We start from the raw sequence: 17,119 nt of genomic DNA on the forward strand, positions 1-17,119 counted from the left end.
CTGTGACCACTCCTTGATTATTTTTCTACTTCTTTTACTTTAAACATGATGGTGAGAGTAAATGAGACAGCAACAGCGATTAACATACCAATCACATAATTCACCACATTTTGCACACCGAATGGCGCTGCAATCGCAATCATCGGAATACCTGTTAAACCATAGGCGTTGGCTGCTACCTTTGTAAAGACAACAAATGCCCCGCCTAATGCGCCTCCAATCATCGCGGCGATAAACGGCTTACGATAGCGGAGATTGACACCGAATATGACGGGCTCGGTAATCCCTAGGAAAGCTGAGAAGGCTGCAGGAAGTGCGATTTCTTTTGTTTTCGCGCGTTTCGCTAAGAAAAAGACCGCCAAGCCTGCCCCGCCTTGCGCTACGTTGGACATCGCCCAAATTGGCAGCAAATAGTTACGCCCAATATCATTCAGCAGTCCTGCTTCAATCGCATGGAAGCTATGATGAACCCCTGTGAGCACAATGAGAGAGTAGGCTCCTCCGAAAATGAGTCCTGCTAAGAACCCTGCATGATCATAAATAAATGTCAGTGCATTCGAAATTCCTGTACCGAGCATTCTTCCAAGTGGTCCAACAGCAATAAACGTCACAAATCCCGTCACAATCACCGTCACAAATGGAGTCACAAGTAAATCAATACTGTTCGGAACCACTTTTCTTAAATTCTTTTCAACAAGGCACATGATGTACACAGTCAATAACACTGGAATGACTGTTCCTTGGTAACCAAGAAGAGCAATATCAAAATTGAATAAATGCATATACTCTGGTTTCGCATCCGTCAGTCCCCACGGGTTGAGAAGATTCGGGTGAATCATAATCCCCCCAATAACGGCTCCTAAATACGGATTTCCACCAAACTCTTTCGCTGCACTGACCCCAATTAAAATCGGCAAAATGATAAAGGCTGCACTTGAGAACATATCAAGCATTTGAAAAATCGCGGAGCTTGGGTCAGCCCATTTGAAGGCTTTCATCATGCCTAAAAGCCCCATTAATAAACCGCTTGCAACAATGGCTGGAATGATCGGCACAAAAATATTTGATAACGTCTTTGCAAAACGTGCGAGTGGATTCATTTTTTGTTTCACTGCTTCATCATGGCTGACAGGTTTTTGTTTCTCGTCGTCTGTCTCAAGGCCGGTCTCACGAGCAAATGGTTCATATACTTTGTTGACTGCACCCGTTCCAAAAATGATTTGGAATTGCCCCGAGCTTGAGAAAGCCCCCTTTACCCCTTCAAGTTCCTCAATGGCATCTTTATCAATCAGTTCCTCATCTTTCATCACCAATCTGAGTCTTGTTGCACAATGCGTGGCACTGATGACATTTTCCTTGCCGCCTAATAGTTCTGTTAATTCTTTAGCTGTTTTTTGATAATCCATGTTGTCTCCTCCTTTTTTAAAGTAAAAAAGACCTAAAATTCACCAACGATAAAAGGACATACACGTCCCCTCGTTACGCAAATTTTAGGTCTTGCCTGCCTGACAGTCACAATCCCACGATATCAAATTTTGATTACGCTTTCATCATAGTATAAGAGCGTGATATGCGTCAACCTCTTTTTTCGAATCTATTGACTCATATACACTATTTAAAGTAGTGTGCACAAAAAAAAGCCTGCATGCAGGCACAACCACTAAACCAATTCGGCATCCTGCAGACGCTGGACATGCAGCGTGATGTAGCCGATCTCCGATTCAGGGAGATGAAGTTCATATTCATTTTTCAACAAATCAGCGAGTCCATGTGCACACTGGTAAGCCAAATCATACTTTGTTTGGATAAAACTCAGCATGTCATCGTCCATGATTTGAAATGCCTCATTTGATTCCAACCTGCTTAATGCATACCTCAAATGTGTCACAAGCCGCTGATAGGAAATACTATCCTCATCAATTGAATGCTGAAAATAGCTTTCTATATGCTCGATCATTTCTTTGATCATCGTTGTATATTTCACGGTCTTTTTCATAGACTCCGTATTCATTTTGGCCGTATGAATATGGAGTGCCACATACCCTGCCTCATCGTCCGGCAGTTCAACCCCAAGCCGATCCTTTACATAACGAATGGCATACTTTCCAATATCATATTCCTGCTTATATAAGACTTTGATCTCACCAAGCAATTTATTATATAGCACAATGCCCTTTTGAATGCGCTCTATAGCAAAGGATAAATGGTCAGTCAGTGATATATGGATATGATCACTAAGCGGCATCATCAGTTCACCCTCTGCATAACTGATGATATGCTCTGCCACCTCAATATGCGCTTCGGGCAATGTCGCAAGAATTTGTTTGAATTTCTCATTTTCTTCACGCACAACAAAGATTTTCTCTATTTTTTGAACGGGAACGACGTCATTTTTCCCCTTCTGAAAAGCAATTCCGGGCCCCATCACAATTTTCTCCTGATCACCTTCCTTTACAACCACTGCATTGTTATTCAATATTTTATATATCTTCAAGGGGTATCCTCTCCCACCAGATAACGTTTCTTATGTGGGATTTTACCCTGTTTCATCTCCCATGTAAAGGTAAGAGCGGACCAGCACGCGCCTCTCTCGTCGTCTTCTCATCAAGCATCATCAAACTTTGCTTAAACGGTTTCTCTGACCTGCGCTTCTTGTTCTTTTCTTCTGCCAGCTTCTCTAGCTCTCTCTCGTTCACAACTTGAAAGAAACGATCATCCACCGCAGCCGCCTGAAAACGTTGCTGCTTCATCATCACACTAGGATTCACAAGCACATTCATCATGAAACCAAACCATACACTCAACCAGTTTTTGAATTTCTTCACTGAACATCCCTCCGCTTTTCTTAGAATCTAGCAGTTCTAGCAAAACAACTGCTCCTATCATATCCCGAGAAAAAAGAGAGGTTTGTCACAATCTGGGTGAAAAAACAAACTAGTTTTCAGAAGTTTTGTTGAAAAGTGGAGAAGATGATCATGTATGAGGGTATTTGAATAAAAATTTTATACACACTATATCCAAAAGATAAGCACACCTTATCAACAGGGTTTATCCACATATCAACACCCTGCTACTAGATTTTGTGTATGGGATTTTTTTATTTTCCATATATATATCTAAATAATTGAGTTATCAACAGAAGTTTGTGCATAAGTGAGACTTTATAAACAAAATAGTCCTTTATGACTATGTAAAATAAGACCATTTTAGTAAAGGAATTGTTTTCATCGTATTGAATACTTAATAACGGGCAGTGAATCTTTCCTATTTATCCACAAAAAGAAAGGCTATCTCCCTAAAAACACAGCTAGAAAGGGGAAAATTAATGAAAAAGGTTATCTCTCGTTCTTCTATTCTATTGTTCTCCACTATTTTTATTTTATCCACATTCTTTACAGGTCAACAGGCTAGTGCCGCTCCATCGAACAAACAGGTGGAACTGGAAAAAGCAGAAATCTTCGGTGAAATCAATGTCAAATCTAGAAAACATACCACTGTCATTGTTGAATTAAAGGAAAAATCCTTAGTTGAAGCAAAGCAAGAAGGCAAAGCTCAAACAAAGGCCTCCCTCAAAAAATCTCGAACAAAAATAAAAAATGCAGCACTCAAAGAAGTTGATAAAGCGAGTGTGCGTCATGAATATGAAAAAGTCTTCTCTGGTTTCTCTATGAAACTTCCTGCAAACGAAATTCCGAAGCTACTCGCAGTTGACGGAGTAAAAGCCGTTTATCCGGATGTTACATATCAAACAGATGAAGTGAAAAAAGAAAGCATTCAGCTTCCAAATGAAGATGTCTCCCCTCTTATGGATAAAAGCGCTCCATTTATCGGTGCACCAAAAGCTTGGGATGCCGGCTACTCTGGAAAAGGGGTAAAAGTCGCTGTCATTGATACTGGAGTAGACTATACCCACCCTGATTTAAAAGGAAACTTTAGTTTATACAAAGGCTATGATTTTGTTGATAACGATTATTCTCCGCAAGAGACACCTAAAGGAGACCCTAGAGGTGAATCGACAGACCATGGCACACACGTCGCAGGAACAATCGCTGCCAATGGACAAATTAAAGGTGTCGCAAAGGATGCCACACTTCTTGCGTACCGTGTACTTGGACCAGGCGGTTCTGGGACAACTGAAAACGTCCTTGCAGGCATCGACCGTGCTGTTACTGATGGAGCAGATGTCATGAACCTCTCTCTCGGAAACAGTGTGAATAACCCTGATTATGCCACAAGTATCGCACTCGATTGGGCCATGTCTGAAGGCGTTGTCGCTGTCACATCGAATGGAAACAGCGGTCCAAACAGCTGGACAGTCGGATCTCCCGGCACGTCAAGAGATGCCATTTCAGTCGGAGCAACTCAGCTTCCGTATAGCCTTTACAATGTGAAATTCCCGAACTATTCTACTGCAAAAGTGATGGGCTACTACCAAGAGAGTGATTTAAAAGCACTTGACCAAAAACAAGTCACACTCGTCCATGCAGGTATCGGTGACGAAAAAGCATTTGAAGACATCGATGTGAAAGGAAAGGTTGCCGTGATCGAACGAGGAGCCATTGCCTTTGTTGATAAAGTCGACAATGCAAAAGCTGCTGGTGCAATCGGCGTTGTGATGTACAACAACACCGATGGAGAAATTCCAGTCGATGTACCAGGTCTCGCTCTTCCAACGATTAAGCTATCAAAAGCTGAAGGAACGGCGCTTGTCAAAGCCATTGAGGCTGGAAACAATACAACGACTTTCTCCATTCAATTTGTCAAAGAGCTTAGTGAGCAAGTCGCTGACTTCTCCTCTCGCGGACCAGTTGTGGATACGTGGATGATTAAGCCTGATTTATCAGCGCCAGGTGTCAGCATTGTAAGCACCATCCCAACGCATGATCCTTCTCAGCCTTACGGATATGGCTCAAAGCAAGGGACAAGCATGGCTTCACCGCATGTGGCTGGAGTTGCAGCGATCATGAAGCAAGCAAAACCATCTTACTCAACAGAACAAATTAAAGCATTGCTGATGAATACAGCAGAAAAACTATTCGACGCAAACGGCAGCCCATTCCCTCACAACACACAAGGGACAGGCAGTGTTCGAATCATCGAATCACTCCAAGCGTCATCTATCGTTTCTGATGCGAGTTATTCTTACGGCACTTTCTTGAAAGAAAAAGGCGTTCAAATCAAAACAAAGAAATTCAAGGTAGAAAACCTATCAAAAGCACCGAAAACGTATACCATTGATTACAAATTTGATGGCAGCGGCATCAGCACAAACGGAACGAAGAAAATCACTGTCAAAGGGAATTCCACGGGGTCCTTTACTTCCGCGGTACAAGTGAACTACGGTAAAACCAAAAAAGGAACGTACCAAGGCAGCATTACCCTTCGCGAAAATGGCAGAAAGGTCACAGAGATTCCGACTTTATTGATAGTAAAAGAACCTGATTATCCGCGTGTCACTTCGGTTTCTGTAGAGCCAGATAACCGTGCTGGAAGCTATGTCATTAGCAGCTATCTGCCTGGCGGAGCTGAAAACCTTGCATTCCTCGTCTACTCGACAGATGGAGAGTATTTAGGTGAAGCAGGTGTTTATCAACACGTTGATAAAGGAGAACACCGCGTAAAATGGAATGGCACAATCAATCAAGGGCAAAAACTCGAACCTGGTGAGTATACAATGCTTGCGTATGCAAGTCTGAAAGGAAAATCCGACACTGTTCAAACGAAGGAACCTTTCGATATTTACCCTGAATAAATGTGAATCACAAGAAAAGCCTTGTATGAGCGGATCAACTCATCAAGGCTTTTCGATCATATATGGAGGAAAGAGAGACTGATGTTGATATTGCTATGGATCGTTTCTTGTTTTACTGCTTTTTTTCTAACGATCACCTTGGTGTATTTTTTCACCCTTTTATGTGCGAAACATCCTCGTCCTTTTCATCAAGCATGCGAGCTGACGGTCTATGTGTCCTTCATTTACCCGCTTAGTTTGCTTGTGACAGCCTCGTTTATTTTCATCATGATGCTCCTCTTCCCTCTCTACTGGCTGCGTGGACGTTAAACAGACATACATACGTTATGCATCAAAGGCTTCTTTTAATAAACGATAAGATGTGAGCCGGTCTTGCATGCGGTGAGTGATGGTCACGGCGATCACTTCATTTGTACGATAAGCCTTCGTTAGTGCCGTCAGCTGCTTTTTCACAGAAGATGGCGTCCCCACCACCATCCTTTGACGATTGGCAGCCACTCGTTTTTGTTCATATGGACTATAGGAATAAGCTTGTGCACTTTCATATGAAGGAAAGCCTCCGAGGTTTTGCCCCTGTTCATTGGCGAGTAAAGATAAATCTAAGCTGACTGCCAGTTTTTCTGCCTGCTCCTCTGTTTCAGCACATAAAACGAAGACCGCGAGACTGACGCGCGGCTCATCACCGAATGCTGAAGGTTCGAACCGGTTGATATATTGCTCCACAGAATCTTCTCCGCCTTCACCATTGATAAATAGTGCAAACGTATAGCCTGCACCTGCTTTTGCCGCAAGTCTTGCACTTCCTCCAGAGGAACCAAGCATCCATACCTCTGGTGCAGTCTCTACTTTCGGAGAAGCGGTTAAATGGGGGAGCGGATAAAATTCATCCGCTAGGTCGTGTAAATAGACCTTCAACTCTTCTACCTGCTCAGGATATTGATCACCTAGACGTTTTCGTTCACCATGATGAAGAGCTATGGAGGAAATGGGCATACCACCAGGAGCACGTCCAATCCCAAGATCGATTCTGCCAGGAGCGAGGGCTTCGAGAACCCTGAAGTTCTCTGCTACTTTATAGGCGCTATAGTGAGGCAGCATCACACCGCCTGACCCAATACGTATATGTGACGTAACGGCTGATAAATGACCGAGGAGCACCTCTGGGCTCGATCCTGCAAGCCGGTTTGAAAAATGATGCTCTGATACCCAAAAACGGTGATAGCCCCACTTTTCTGCCTGCTTTGCCAATTCAACCGTTTGCTTCAAGGCTTCAGCAGGTGTTGCATCTCCAATCAAAGGAGATTGATCCAGTATACTTAATTTCATCTTACTGCACCTCTTACAGAAATCCCCCTCTCTCCATCGAAAGGGGGATGTCTTATTTATTTTCGATTAAAGCCCTTCTCTTTCACAAATTCTCCAAGGAAGGCACGCTTTGGCTGACTAAAGCCGCGAAGCATCTGCTTAGACCAAGTATCGGTTCTCTCTCCGTTTGTCCGTTCTTCATAATATGATGAAATACGGTCATCGTATTCTTTTAAATAACGATCCACATGCGTTTCATCTTGCTGATATGAATTTTCATGATAAATGAGTTCAACTGGCAGCCGTTCCTTTTGTGACGATTGACTCGCTGGATGTCCGACAACCAGACCAAATAACGGCAGCACATATGATGGTGTTTCAAGCAAATCAGAGACTTCTCTCAGTTGATTGCGCAGACCGCCAATATAGCAGATCCCAAGTCCCATTGATTCTGCGGCTATACTCATATTTTGCGCAGCGAGCGCCGTATCAATGACGCTAATGAGAAAGGCTTCTGTATTCTCAAGCGCCTCCTGATGATTCTTCCCTGCTTTTTTTGCAATATCATCATGGCGTTTCAAGTCTGCACAGAAGACAAAAAAATGCCCATTCTTCTCAACGTATGGCTGATTCCCAGCCAGTTCAGCAAGCTTGGCCTTCTTCTCTTGATCTGTCACACCAATAATACTGTACGCCTGTACATAGCTTGATGTCGAAGCAGCCTGTGCGCTTTTAATGAGTGTCAGCACCTCTTCTTCGGACAAACGCTCGTCTGTAAACGAACGGATGGACCGATGATTTAATATCGTTTCTATCGTTTTGTTCAATTCGAAGACCTCCTTCACTTCTACTATCATAAGACAAAGACATATGGCTTTTCAAAAATTAAAACTCGAATGAAAAAAGACAGTCTATGCTTAGACTGCCCTTACCCGTTTTATTTAAATAAATAACTTTGGTATTTCGTTAATTGAACACTTGCATTATAAGCAATCCCAAATCCAATGAGAACAGATAAGACAGAGCTTCCTCCGAAGCTGATAAATAGAAGCGGAATTCCTGTTACAGGCATCACACCTATGTTCATCCCAATGTTCTGGAACGTATGGATCACAATAAGTGCTGTATATCCTACACAGAAGAATGACGCAAATCGGCTATAAGGATGAATACGGTCAATCAGTACGACAAGCCGGTAGATCAAGAAGAAGAACATGATCACAACAAACGCACAGCCAATAAAGCCAAACGCTTCACCTATAATGGAGAAAATCATATCTGTTTGTGCTTCTGGGACATAGACTTTTAAGTTTTTAACTCCATTCCCAAAAATCTGTCCAGCACCAATAGCCATAATGGCCTGGTCTACTTGATATTTATCAGACCCAGACGCATCCTGAGTCTGCGCCTGATTGGCTGACGTAGAGCTATCAGGCAGCCAAGCGGTAATCCGGTTGATCTGATACTGCTGAATGCCAATTGTTTTTGCAACATCAGGGAAGAGAATGATCACGGCTAACACAGCGGCAACTAAAAGCACAACCACAGAACCGATGAGAGAAATCAGCTTCCAATTGACCCCTGATAAAAACACCATCACAACGACAATAAACATACAGACAGCTGCCGTACCTGCATCCTGTAAGAAAATCAGTCCAACTGGAACAGCCGCTACACCGGCAATTTTTAATAGTAGGAAGATATCGTCTTCTAATGTCCGTTTTCCTCTAGGGCTTGACTTGCCGATGACAGATGCAAGCATCATAATCAAACCAATTTTCATGAACTCTGAGGGCTGAAGTGTCCCAATCCCCGGTATCACAAACCAGCTTTTTGCACCGTTTTTAATTGGGGCAAAATCATGACCTCCGATTTGTGCAGGAGCGACTTTCAGAAATAGTAACAACAGGATGCCGCCTATAAAAATATAAAGACTTAGCTTCTCTAATTGCTCCAAATCAAAGTAATTTATGGCTACAATACATATAACGCCGACCATGTAGTAAATGATCTGCCTCGTCCATGCATTAGATCCATACTGCCCAAATTGACCCGCAGCATAAATTGCAATGACACTAATGGCAAAGAAGGCTAAAAATATAAAAATTAAATCCCCTTGATAGTACGGAGATGTATTCTGCTTGTTCATGAACTAACCACCCTTATTACAAAACATAAAAGCCCTTATTTATATTAGATTGAAATTTTCACAAAAGCAACTCACCTTAAATATGACGGAAGATACATCCGAAAGGTTCCAAGCATTTTTCAAAAAATGAAATACTTTTCATCCTAACAATAGGAAAAAATTCCTCTATACTCTTTCCATTCAACCGATCATGAGTCCTTTAAAAAGATTATTTTACAGATATTAAGGTTAAAATTCAATGACCTATGTGGTGATATAACAAGCTATGATCATGCCAGCATAAGCTGTACGGAGAGAAAAGGAAAAAGCCGCTCTCTACGGAATAAGGCCTATTTTCCAATAATTGCGTTTACTTCAAAGTCAATTGTGGTATAATACTTGTAACAAAATGTTCACAATATCTCCTAAAAACAGACACAATTGCATCCTGACCTCTCATTTGAATTGAACATCAACTTACAAAGGAGTTGGATACGATGGATATGTTCTTTGCGTACCTATGTATTGCAACGGCTACACCCCTGTTTTTATGGCTTGAAAACAGAAAAATTGCACTAGCTTCTATTCCACCTATTATGATTATGTGGATTTTCTTCGGTCTTTACATGACAAGCAGTTTATCTCCAGCAGGACATACCTTCATGATCGCATTCTTTGCCATTAACGTCATTTTGGCACACGTTGCAGCGTTCCTCATTTATGGACTTCCATTCATTCGCAAAAGATTCAGCAGCACCAGATAAACAACGCACCACTTATTGGAGGCGTTATCAACATCATGATAAAAACCACTCACCTTTAAGAGATGAGTGGTTTTTTTATTATTTCTCTGAATGCTCAGATTGCTTTGGCGCAGAAGGTGAATAACCGTCTTTGCTGTTCTCTCCGTGGCTGTAGTGAGCCGCAAAGATCCAAACAGATCCGATAACGAAAATAATCGCACAAAACAGACCAAACAATGTATTTCCGACTTGAACAGTTCCGTTCTCGCTTTCTGTCATATGCATAAACATGAATAGCTGCAAGAACGCTTGAATGAAAGCAAAACCAAAGATAATCCATAGTTTTGCAGAACTGCCAATTTCAGCTCCAATGGCAATCCAGAATGCTAAGATAGTTAGCACGATAGAAAGAATGAAGCCAACTACGTGTTTCCAAGGGAAGTGTTCGTGCTCTGCTGAGGAATGTGTTTTTCCAGCCATATCACAAAAGCCCCCCTAATCCGATCAAGTAAACAGCTGTGAAGATGAAAATCCAGACAACATCAAGGAAATGCCAGTATAGACTTGAGATAAAAATCTTCGCTGCTGTTTGTGGAGTTAATCCACGTTTTTTAATTTGGAACAAGACCCCGGTAATCCAGAAGATACCGATGGATACGTGTAGTCCGTGAGTTCCTAAGAGTACAAAGAATGCAGACCAATACGCACTTGTATGGATGCTCGCACCCTCATGTACATAATGGAAGAACTCGAAAATCTCAAAGCCAACAAAGCCTGCACCTAGAAGCAGTGTGAGAATCGTCCAAATGACAACCCCTTTTGTACTTCCACGGCGCATTTCATGGACAGCAATCCCGCATGTAAATGAACTAACCAATAGCAGGAATGTCATGATCAATACAAGCTTCATATCAAACAGCTCAGCTGGTAAAACGCCGCCAGCTGTTCTGCCATGAAGAACAAAGTAGGTCGCAAAAAGTGTTGAGAATAACACGATTTCCGCGCCAAGGAATATCCAGAAACCAAGGATGTTTAAACGTCCCGTTTCAGACTGATATTCAAGCGGTGCATTTGCATAGCTGCTATCATTATGTCCCATTACTTCTGCGCCTCCTTATTCTTTTTCTCTGTTTCAATCACTTCTTCAACAGGAATATAGTAGCCATCGTCATATTCAAATGAACGTAAAATCATTGTTGCGAATACACCGATTAAGCCAATAACGCCAATCCAGTACCATTCAAATACAAGACCGAATGCTCCAAGTCCGAAGAATGCAGACATGATAAGCGGTCTGCCTGAATTGTGCGGCATGTGAATTTTTTTGAATTCTTTCTCAGGATGAACGTCTACATTGTTTTGCTTCCAATGATGGAATGCATCTGGTGTTGTCACTTCTGGAAGTGCTGCAAAGTTATAATGCGGCGGAATTGCAGAAGATGTTGCCCAGTCAAGAGTACGTCCTTCTCCCCAGCTGTCTCCAGACACTTCACGCTTCGCGTGTCTCCAGCTGTAGTAAATGTTGTAGCAAAGGATGATGAATCCGACACCCATCATAAATGCACCAATTGTTGAAATAAAGTTTAGTGCAGTCCAGCCATCTTCTGGTCCATACGTATAAATACGTCTTGGCATTCCTTGCAGTCCTAAGAAGTACTGCGGGAAGAAACAGATGTTAAATCCGATCATGAATACCCAGAAGAACCATTTGCCGATTCTTTCGTTTAACTTGTAGCCAAACATTTTTGGATACCAGAAAACAAGACCAGCAAAACAAGCAAAGACAGTACCTGCGATTAATACATAGTGGAAGTGGGATACAAGGAAGTACGTATTATGGTACTGGTAATCCGCAGCTGCCATCGCAAGCATAACCCCAGTGACACCACCGATAACGAAGTTCGGGATGAAACCAAGTGCCCAAAGCATTGGTGAAGTAAAGCTGATACGGCCTCGATACATTGTAAAGAGCCAGTTAAAGATTTTCACACCTGTTGGTACAGAAATCGCCATTGTTGTAATCGAGAAGAATGAGTTAACCGCTGCACTGTTCCCCATTGTAAAGAAGTGGTGAACCCACACAAGGAAACTAAGAACAGAGATTGCCACAATCGATACAACCATCGCTTTGTAACCAAACAACTGTTTTCTTGAGAACGTCGCAAAGATTTCTGAGAAAATACCGAAAGCCGGTAGGATAACGATATATACCTCAGGATGTCCCCAAATCCAGAAAAGGTTCGCCCAAAGCATTGGCATACCGCCTGCTTCGAGTGTAAAGAATGCAGAACCGAATAAACGATCAAATGTCATAAGTGCTAAAGCAACTGTTAGTACAGGGAATGCGAATACGATGATGACAGACGTGATCAATGTTGTCCATGTAAACATTGGCATACGCATAAGCGTCATACCTTTTGTACGCATTTTTAAAATGGTCACCATGAAGTTAATACCAGTCATAAGTGTACCAATACCTGCAATTTGGAGCCCGAGCAAGTAATAGTTCTGTCCAGGTCCTGGTGAGAAATCATTTCCGGCGAGCGGCATGTAACTCGTCCAGCCTGCACTTGGTGATCCTCCAATTACGAAGGAAATGTTGAACAGCATCGCTCCGACCATAAATGTCCAGAAGCTCAGGTTGTTCAAATAAGGGAATGCAACGTCACGTGCACCAATTTGAAGAGGAACAACGACGTTGATTAAACCAATTAAAAATGGCATCGCCATGAATAGAATCATGATCGTACCATGCGTTGTGAATATTTCATTATAGTGGTTGGAATCTAAAAACGTATTATTAGGAAGCGCCAGCTGTGCGCGCATCATCAGTCCGTCTACCCCACCGCGGAAGAACATAATCACAGCAGCAAGGATATACATGATCCCAAGCTTTTTATGATCAACTGATGTTAGCCATTCTTTCCAGAGCCATTTCCACTTTTTAAAGTAGGTTAAAACAAACACGATAGCAATGGAAGTAAGAGCGATAGAAATTTGCGCACCAAGAATTAATGGGTCTCCAGTTACAAAAAACTCATCCCATTTCAAATGCATAACGGCCTCCTCCTTTCCTTAGTCAGTTTATTCATTATCTAGTTTTCTTTTATAGTTCTTCACATTCTCGAAAGGATCTGTTTTGGAATGCGGAGAAACTGATTGGTAACCTAAACGTTTGCGTGCTTGAAGTGCGTATTCAGAATCCTCTCCATGCTTCGCAAAGGATAAATGTGTTGATGAGAATGTCTGCACATCTGCAGCATCAGGAAGCATCAAGTAGTCATACGTTTTCTTCGTTAACTTCGGTGCTTCTTTTTTCGATTTGCTTACCCATTTATCATAGTCAGACTGCGTCATCGCATTGACTTTGAATTTTTGCTGAGCAAAGCCTTCGCCTGTGAAGTTGGCGTTTCTTCCTTCATATGTGCCAACTTGATCAGCTTGAAGATATTGTTCCATCTCCATTCCAGCCATCGCATACTTCTCCCCGCCTAGCTGAGGAATCCATAGTGATGCCATTGTATCAGCAGAAGTGATTTTGAATAAAACCGGCTGATCTTTTGGAATGTTTAAGTAGTTCACTGTCTCAATATTTTCCTCTGGATAGCTGAAGATCCATTTCCAATCAACAGCTGTAGCATAAACGACAAGAGGATCTTTATGGCTTGTTGCTTGAGGTGCCTCTTCCAAAGAGTAAATTGTTTTTACAGTTGGAACTGAAAGGGCAGCAACGATTAATATTGGGATCACTGTCCAGACAACTTCTAGAAGCGTATTCCCGTGTAGTTCTGGGTTATAAGAGGCGTTTCCAACGTCCTTACGCTCACGGTATTTAACCAAAATGATGGTAAACAGTACAAATACCGCACCAACGATAAAGAGCATGAATCCGATGGATAAAAGGATTAAGTCTTTTTGTTGTGCTGCGACAGGTCCTTTAGGATCTAAAACAGCGATATTGCTGCAACCTCCTAATAAAAAAACACTCACGAGCATCGCTAATAAAAGCATAGGTTTAATGGCTCTGAACAAGAAGATCACCATCCTTCCTTAGATAATGTATAAATTGCTGAATAATTGTGAAAAGCCATCTGCCTTCGAAAACTTTTCTTCCCTTTGTAATGCTATCAAAATCTGTTAGAGTTAGCTTCCCTTTTTTCAAAAGTTCATTTATTTTTCAACAGATTTCTATTAAAATGTCATAAATTCGACATAAATTTATATTATTGCACACACAATAAATTTCTAGGATTTTGAAAAGTCGAGAGTTGAAGGCAAAGGACAAACAATCAAGAACTTTGTCAAATTTAGGTTTACCACAATAAAAAAGTTTGGTCAAATTTCAATTTAACTTAATGAAATTTTATCTAGGTAAACAATTTCGAAATAGGCATCCCCACATTTAACAAAAACCTTACTCATTTTAACGCAAGTTCACAAGAAAAGAAAGTATCGATCCTCTGTGTATACGCTGTAAGAATTGGTAATGATGCTGAATTAGTGGAATCTCGCTAAAGACTTCCAGCAAAAAACCGGCTTAGCGCCGGCACTCTGCATTTATTCATCTCTCACTAATATGTCAGGTCGTCTATAGATCTTCCCTTCATGTTCAATGTCCATGTACGTCCACTTGCCTGTATACGTTAAAAAGCGATTGCCCTCTTTTTCTACAATAATCGTATCCTCTGATTTCAGTCCAGGCAATGAAGGATTCCATGTAAACACTTGATGCAGCTGAATTTCTTCCTTCGATGAGGGAACGGCAATGATTTCCCTAGATACAAATCCCGTCTTTCCCCCTTGATGAAGCTTTTTCCAGCTATCAGGGAAGCCCTCTTTTTCGTACTGAGCAATACCTGCTTTCAGAACATCACCTAATGTTTTCCCAGGACGTGTGGCGGCATTCATGACCGTGTCAATTCGTGCTAGCCGCTCTTTGTTCTCTTCAAGCTCCTTCGGAAGCTGACCAAAGTAAACAGACCTTGTGACATTTGCAACGAGCCCGTGCCGCTCCGCGCAGAGAACAACAAGCGCGTGCTTTTGAAGAGATTTATCTGTTGGAATCGGGTGACGGTATTGATGGATCCGGTCATCCGTTGCCACAAGCAGAACCTCTATCGTCATCCCTTGTGCAATAGCTCTTTGGGCAACAAGCGAAGCAATTTCGTGCTCGGTCTGTCCTGGAACGATTTCTTGACAGACACTTTCTACAATGACCGCTGTTTCATGACAAAGCGTTTCATATTGTCTGAGCTGTGAGGCAGTAAGGATCGAGCGGACATGCGACAAATTCGGTTCAATCCATTCGAATCCATCCATTTGAATATCCGTCCCAATTCGTTTACCTTTTGCGAGTTCTTGAATGTATGGGGCCTCATCCTCATACCAATCCATTGTGACCACTTGATACGGATGATCGACGTGCGCCATTTCTTCTTCAATGATCCGCTTTTCTTCCATTTGATTCACAATGAGAACGAGGTCGTCTTTTAAGACGAGCAGCTGGCACACGCCCTCTGGCGTATTTAACACAATGTGATTCCTTCTTCCGCCTGTGAGCCAGGAGAAGTTATTTCGCTTTTGAATCAAAACACCATCGAGCTGCTTTTCTTCCATTAGCTCTCTTACTTGTTCAATCATCTAATCACCTGCCTGTTTGAAGTGTTTGAATGAAACGGTTAAAAGCTGTTTTCCCTTGCTCAGTTCTTTTAAACACACCTGCTTGGGAGAGAATTCGAGAAAAAATAATGCCGATTTCTTTTTGTAAAATGGTTTCGGTATTCTCCTCTGTAAAGGCGTTCTCTTCAAGCAGCCGCTTTGCCCAAGTCTCGTGCTTCATGATCGCAGGCCGCGCTTTGATTTCTTCAAGTGGGCTTTCAGATAGCAAAGCCTCTTTTAATTGGCTTAATTCCTCTGCTAATCTACCAGGAAGCACAGCAAGGCCCATGACTTCAATTAATCCGATATTCTCTTTTTTAATATGGTGGACTTCTTCGTGCGGATGGAAAATGCCGTCCGGGTGCTGCTTGTCTGTACGGTTATTACGCAGCACTAAATCTAATTCATAGGCATCCCCGTGGCGCCGCGCAATAGGTGTGACGGTATTGTGAGGAGTCTCTCCTGTATGAGCGATGACCCCCACCTCTTCATCTGAATACAGTTTCCACTCGTGTAAGATAAAGTCTGCTGCATCTGCGAGCGACTGCCGCTCACTGCTTCGAAGGCGGATCACAGACATCGGCCATTTCACAATACCGGCTTGCACATCTGGAAAGGCGTTGAGAGAAAAGACCTCTTCCATCTCTGCTTTTGCCATCGGAAATTCATGTGCACCACCCTGAAAATGGTCATGACTTAATATACTGCCTCCGACAATCGGAAGGTCGGCGTTCGACCCGATGAAATAGTGCGGGTATATAGATATGAAGGAAAGCAGTCGTTCAAAGGTCTTTTTGGTGATGCTCATTGGCTCATGTTTGCCTTTGAACACTATGCAGTGCTCGTTGTAATACACATAAGGTGAAAATTGCAGAAACCACGATTCACCTGAGAGTGTCACAGGAATAATCCGGTGATTCTGTCTCGCTGGATGGTTAATCCGCCCCTCGAATCCTACGTTTTCTTTACAAAGGAGACAAAGAGGATATTGCTTTTGACTGAGCTTCTTCGCTTGAGCGATGGCTTTAGGGTCTTTTTCTGGCTTTGATAGATTAATGGTGATCTCCAGCACGCCATCGTCTGTTGGTGTAAACCACTGTACATTTTTGGCAATCCTGCCTGTATGAATGTAGTGGGCATGCTGCTGCATTTCATAGAACCAGCTCGTAGCTGCCTTCGGTCCTCCCTGCTGACGTTTATCCTCAAACTTCGCATAGATGACACTTGGAGGTGCCACCAAACAGCCCATGATTTTCGCATCTAGTAAATCACGATACGTATCCGCCCCCTCAGGGATAAGTCCTGTTTCTACTGCCCAATCGAGCATCGGCATTAAGATGTCTTCAAGGTCTTCTTCTACTGAGACTGTTCTTGCTTCCGCTTCATCGAGCCTGAGCACCTCAAGCAGTCGATTTCTCGTATATTCGATATCTAGTGATGTTATCAGCTCTTTATTAATCCCGAATTGAATCAGCTGTTCCAGCTTTTCAAAAATATCAATCGCCATTCCCTCAGTCCCCTCTCTTGCCTGCC

General features: G+C 42.4%; 15 protein-coding genes. 3 read left to right on the top strand and 12 right to left on the bottom strand.

Translation table 11 applies throughout. The features are described from left to right. Positions 1–17 precede the first annotated feature (17 nt). The 3 genes from ACQYAC_RS11670 to ACQYAC_RS11680 form a co-directional block, all read right to left on the bottom strand. Complete coding sequence (locus tag ACQYAC_RS11670) at positions 18–1,406, bottom strand: sucrose-specific PTS transporter subunit IIBC (protein WP_012011659.1); 1,389 nt, start codon at positions 1,404–1,406, stop codon at positions 18–20. Positions 1,407–1,660: 254 nt separating this feature from the next. Continuing rightward, on the bottom strand, positions 1,661–2,494 hold the full coding sequence (locus tag ACQYAC_RS11675) for a PRD domain-containing protein (RefSeq protein ID WP_429943335.1): 834 nt from the start codon (positions 2,492–2,494) through the stop codon (positions 1,661–1,663). A 52-nt stretch (positions 2,495–2,546) separates the two neighbouring features. Further along, positions 2,547–2,825, bottom strand: coding sequence for a hypothetical protein (locus ACQYAC_RS11680; RefSeq protein ID WP_429943336.1), 279 nt, complete (start codon positions 2,823–2,825; stop codon positions 2,547–2,549). Between the two features lie 500 nt (positions 2,826–3,325). Between ACQYAC_RS11680 and ACQYAC_RS11685 the strand changes: the two genes are divergently transcribed. Together ACQYAC_RS11685 and ACQYAC_RS11690 are read left to right on the top strand one after the other, a co-directional pair. Then, entirely contained in the window at positions 3,326–5,752 is a 2,427-nt protein-coding gene (locus ACQYAC_RS11685; RefSeq protein ID WP_429943337.1) for a S8 family peptidase, read from the top strand. 81 nt (positions 5,753–5,833) lie between these two features. Next, the gene (locus ACQYAC_RS11690; protein WP_429943338.1) at positions 5,834–6,061 is read left to right on the top strand and encodes a hypothetical protein; all 228 of its coding nucleotides are present in this window, start codon (positions 5,834–5,836) and stop codon (positions 6,059–6,061) included. A 15-nt stretch (positions 6,062–6,076) separates the two neighbouring features. Here the strand turns inward: ACQYAC_RS11690 and ACQYAC_RS11695 are convergent, their stop codons facing one another. From ACQYAC_RS11695 to ACQYAC_RS11705, 3 genes are all read right to left on the bottom strand, one after another. Continuing rightward, positions 6,077–7,078: an LLM class flavin-dependent oxidoreductase gene (locus ACQYAC_RS11695; protein WP_061409953.1), complete on the bottom strand. Its 1,002-nt coding sequence runs from the start codon at positions 7,076–7,078 to the stop codon at positions 6,077–6,079. A gap of 56 nt (positions 7,079–7,134) precedes the next feature. After that, positions 7,135–7,884: an oxygen-insensitive NADPH nitroreductase gene (nfsA, locus tag ACQYAC_RS11700; protein WP_180309880.1), complete on the bottom strand. Its 750-nt coding sequence runs from the start codon at positions 7,882–7,884 to the stop codon at positions 7,135–7,137. A gap of 110 nt (positions 7,885–7,994) precedes the next feature. Further along, on the bottom strand, positions 7,995–9,206 hold the full coding sequence (locus ACQYAC_RS11705; protein ID WP_058013388.1) for an FtsW/RodA/SpoVE family cell cycle protein: 1,212 nt from the start codon (positions 9,204–9,206) through the stop codon (positions 7,995–7,997). Positions 9,207–9,682: 476 nt separating this feature from the next. Here ACQYAC_RS11705 and ACQYAC_RS11710 point away from each other — a divergent pair, with 476 nt between their 5' ends. Next, positions 9,683–9,949, top strand: a complete 267-nt coding sequence (locus ACQYAC_RS11710; protein ID WP_058013387.1) for a spore morphogenesis/germination protein YwcE — start codon at positions 9,683–9,685, stop codon at positions 9,947–9,949. 78 nt (positions 9,950–10,027) lie between these two features. Here ACQYAC_RS11710 and qoxD read toward each other — a convergent pair whose 3' ends face one another. The 6 genes from qoxD to galT form a co-directional block, all read right to left on the bottom strand. Then, positions 10,028–10,408 (bottom strand): cytochrome aa3 quinol oxidase subunit IV, encoded by a 381-nt coding sequence (gene qoxD / locus ACQYAC_RS11715; protein WP_007497818.1) that lies wholly within the window; start codon positions 10,406–10,408, stop codon positions 10,028–10,030. Position 10,409: 1 nt separating this feature from the next. Further along, positions 10,410–11,027, bottom strand: a complete 618-nt coding sequence (gene qoxC / locus ACQYAC_RS11720; protein WP_007497820.1) for a cytochrome aa3 quinol oxidase subunit III — start codon at positions 11,025–11,027, stop codon at positions 10,410–10,412. After that, positions 11,027–12,985 (bottom strand): cytochrome aa3 quinol oxidase subunit I, encoded by a 1,959-nt coding sequence (gene qoxB, locus ACQYAC_RS11725; protein WP_003215069.1) that lies wholly within the window; start codon positions 12,983–12,985, stop codon positions 11,027–11,029. The genes qoxC and qoxB overlap by 1 nt, the downstream gene beginning before the upstream one ends. A 27-nt stretch (positions 12,986–13,012) precedes the next feature. Further along, a complete protein-coding gene (gene qoxA, locus ACQYAC_RS11730; protein WP_144461925.1) occupies positions 13,013–13,969 on the bottom strand; it encodes a cytochrome aa3 quinol oxidase subunit II in 957 nt (318 codons plus the stop codon). A gap of 516 nt (positions 13,970–14,485) precedes the next feature. Next, the gene (locus tag ACQYAC_RS11735; RefSeq protein WP_429943339.1) at positions 14,486–15,568 is read right to left on the bottom strand and encodes a M24 family metallopeptidase; all 1,083 of its coding nucleotides are present in this window, start codon (positions 15,566–15,568) and stop codon (positions 14,486–14,488) included. A gap of 4 nt (positions 15,569–15,572) precedes the next feature. Further along, a complete protein-coding gene (galT, locus tag ACQYAC_RS11740) occupies positions 15,573–17,093 on the bottom strand; it encodes a UDP-glucose--hexose-1-phosphate uridylyltransferase (RefSeq protein ID WP_429943340.1) in 1,521 nt (506 codons plus the stop codon). Between the last annotated feature and the right edge of the window lie 26 nt (positions 17,094–17,119).

The organism is Bacillus sp. MM09(2025) (assembly GCF_050496725.1).
Taxonomy (GTDB): domain Bacteria; phylum Bacillota; class Bacilli; order Bacillales; family Bacillaceae; genus Bacillus; species Bacillus pumilus.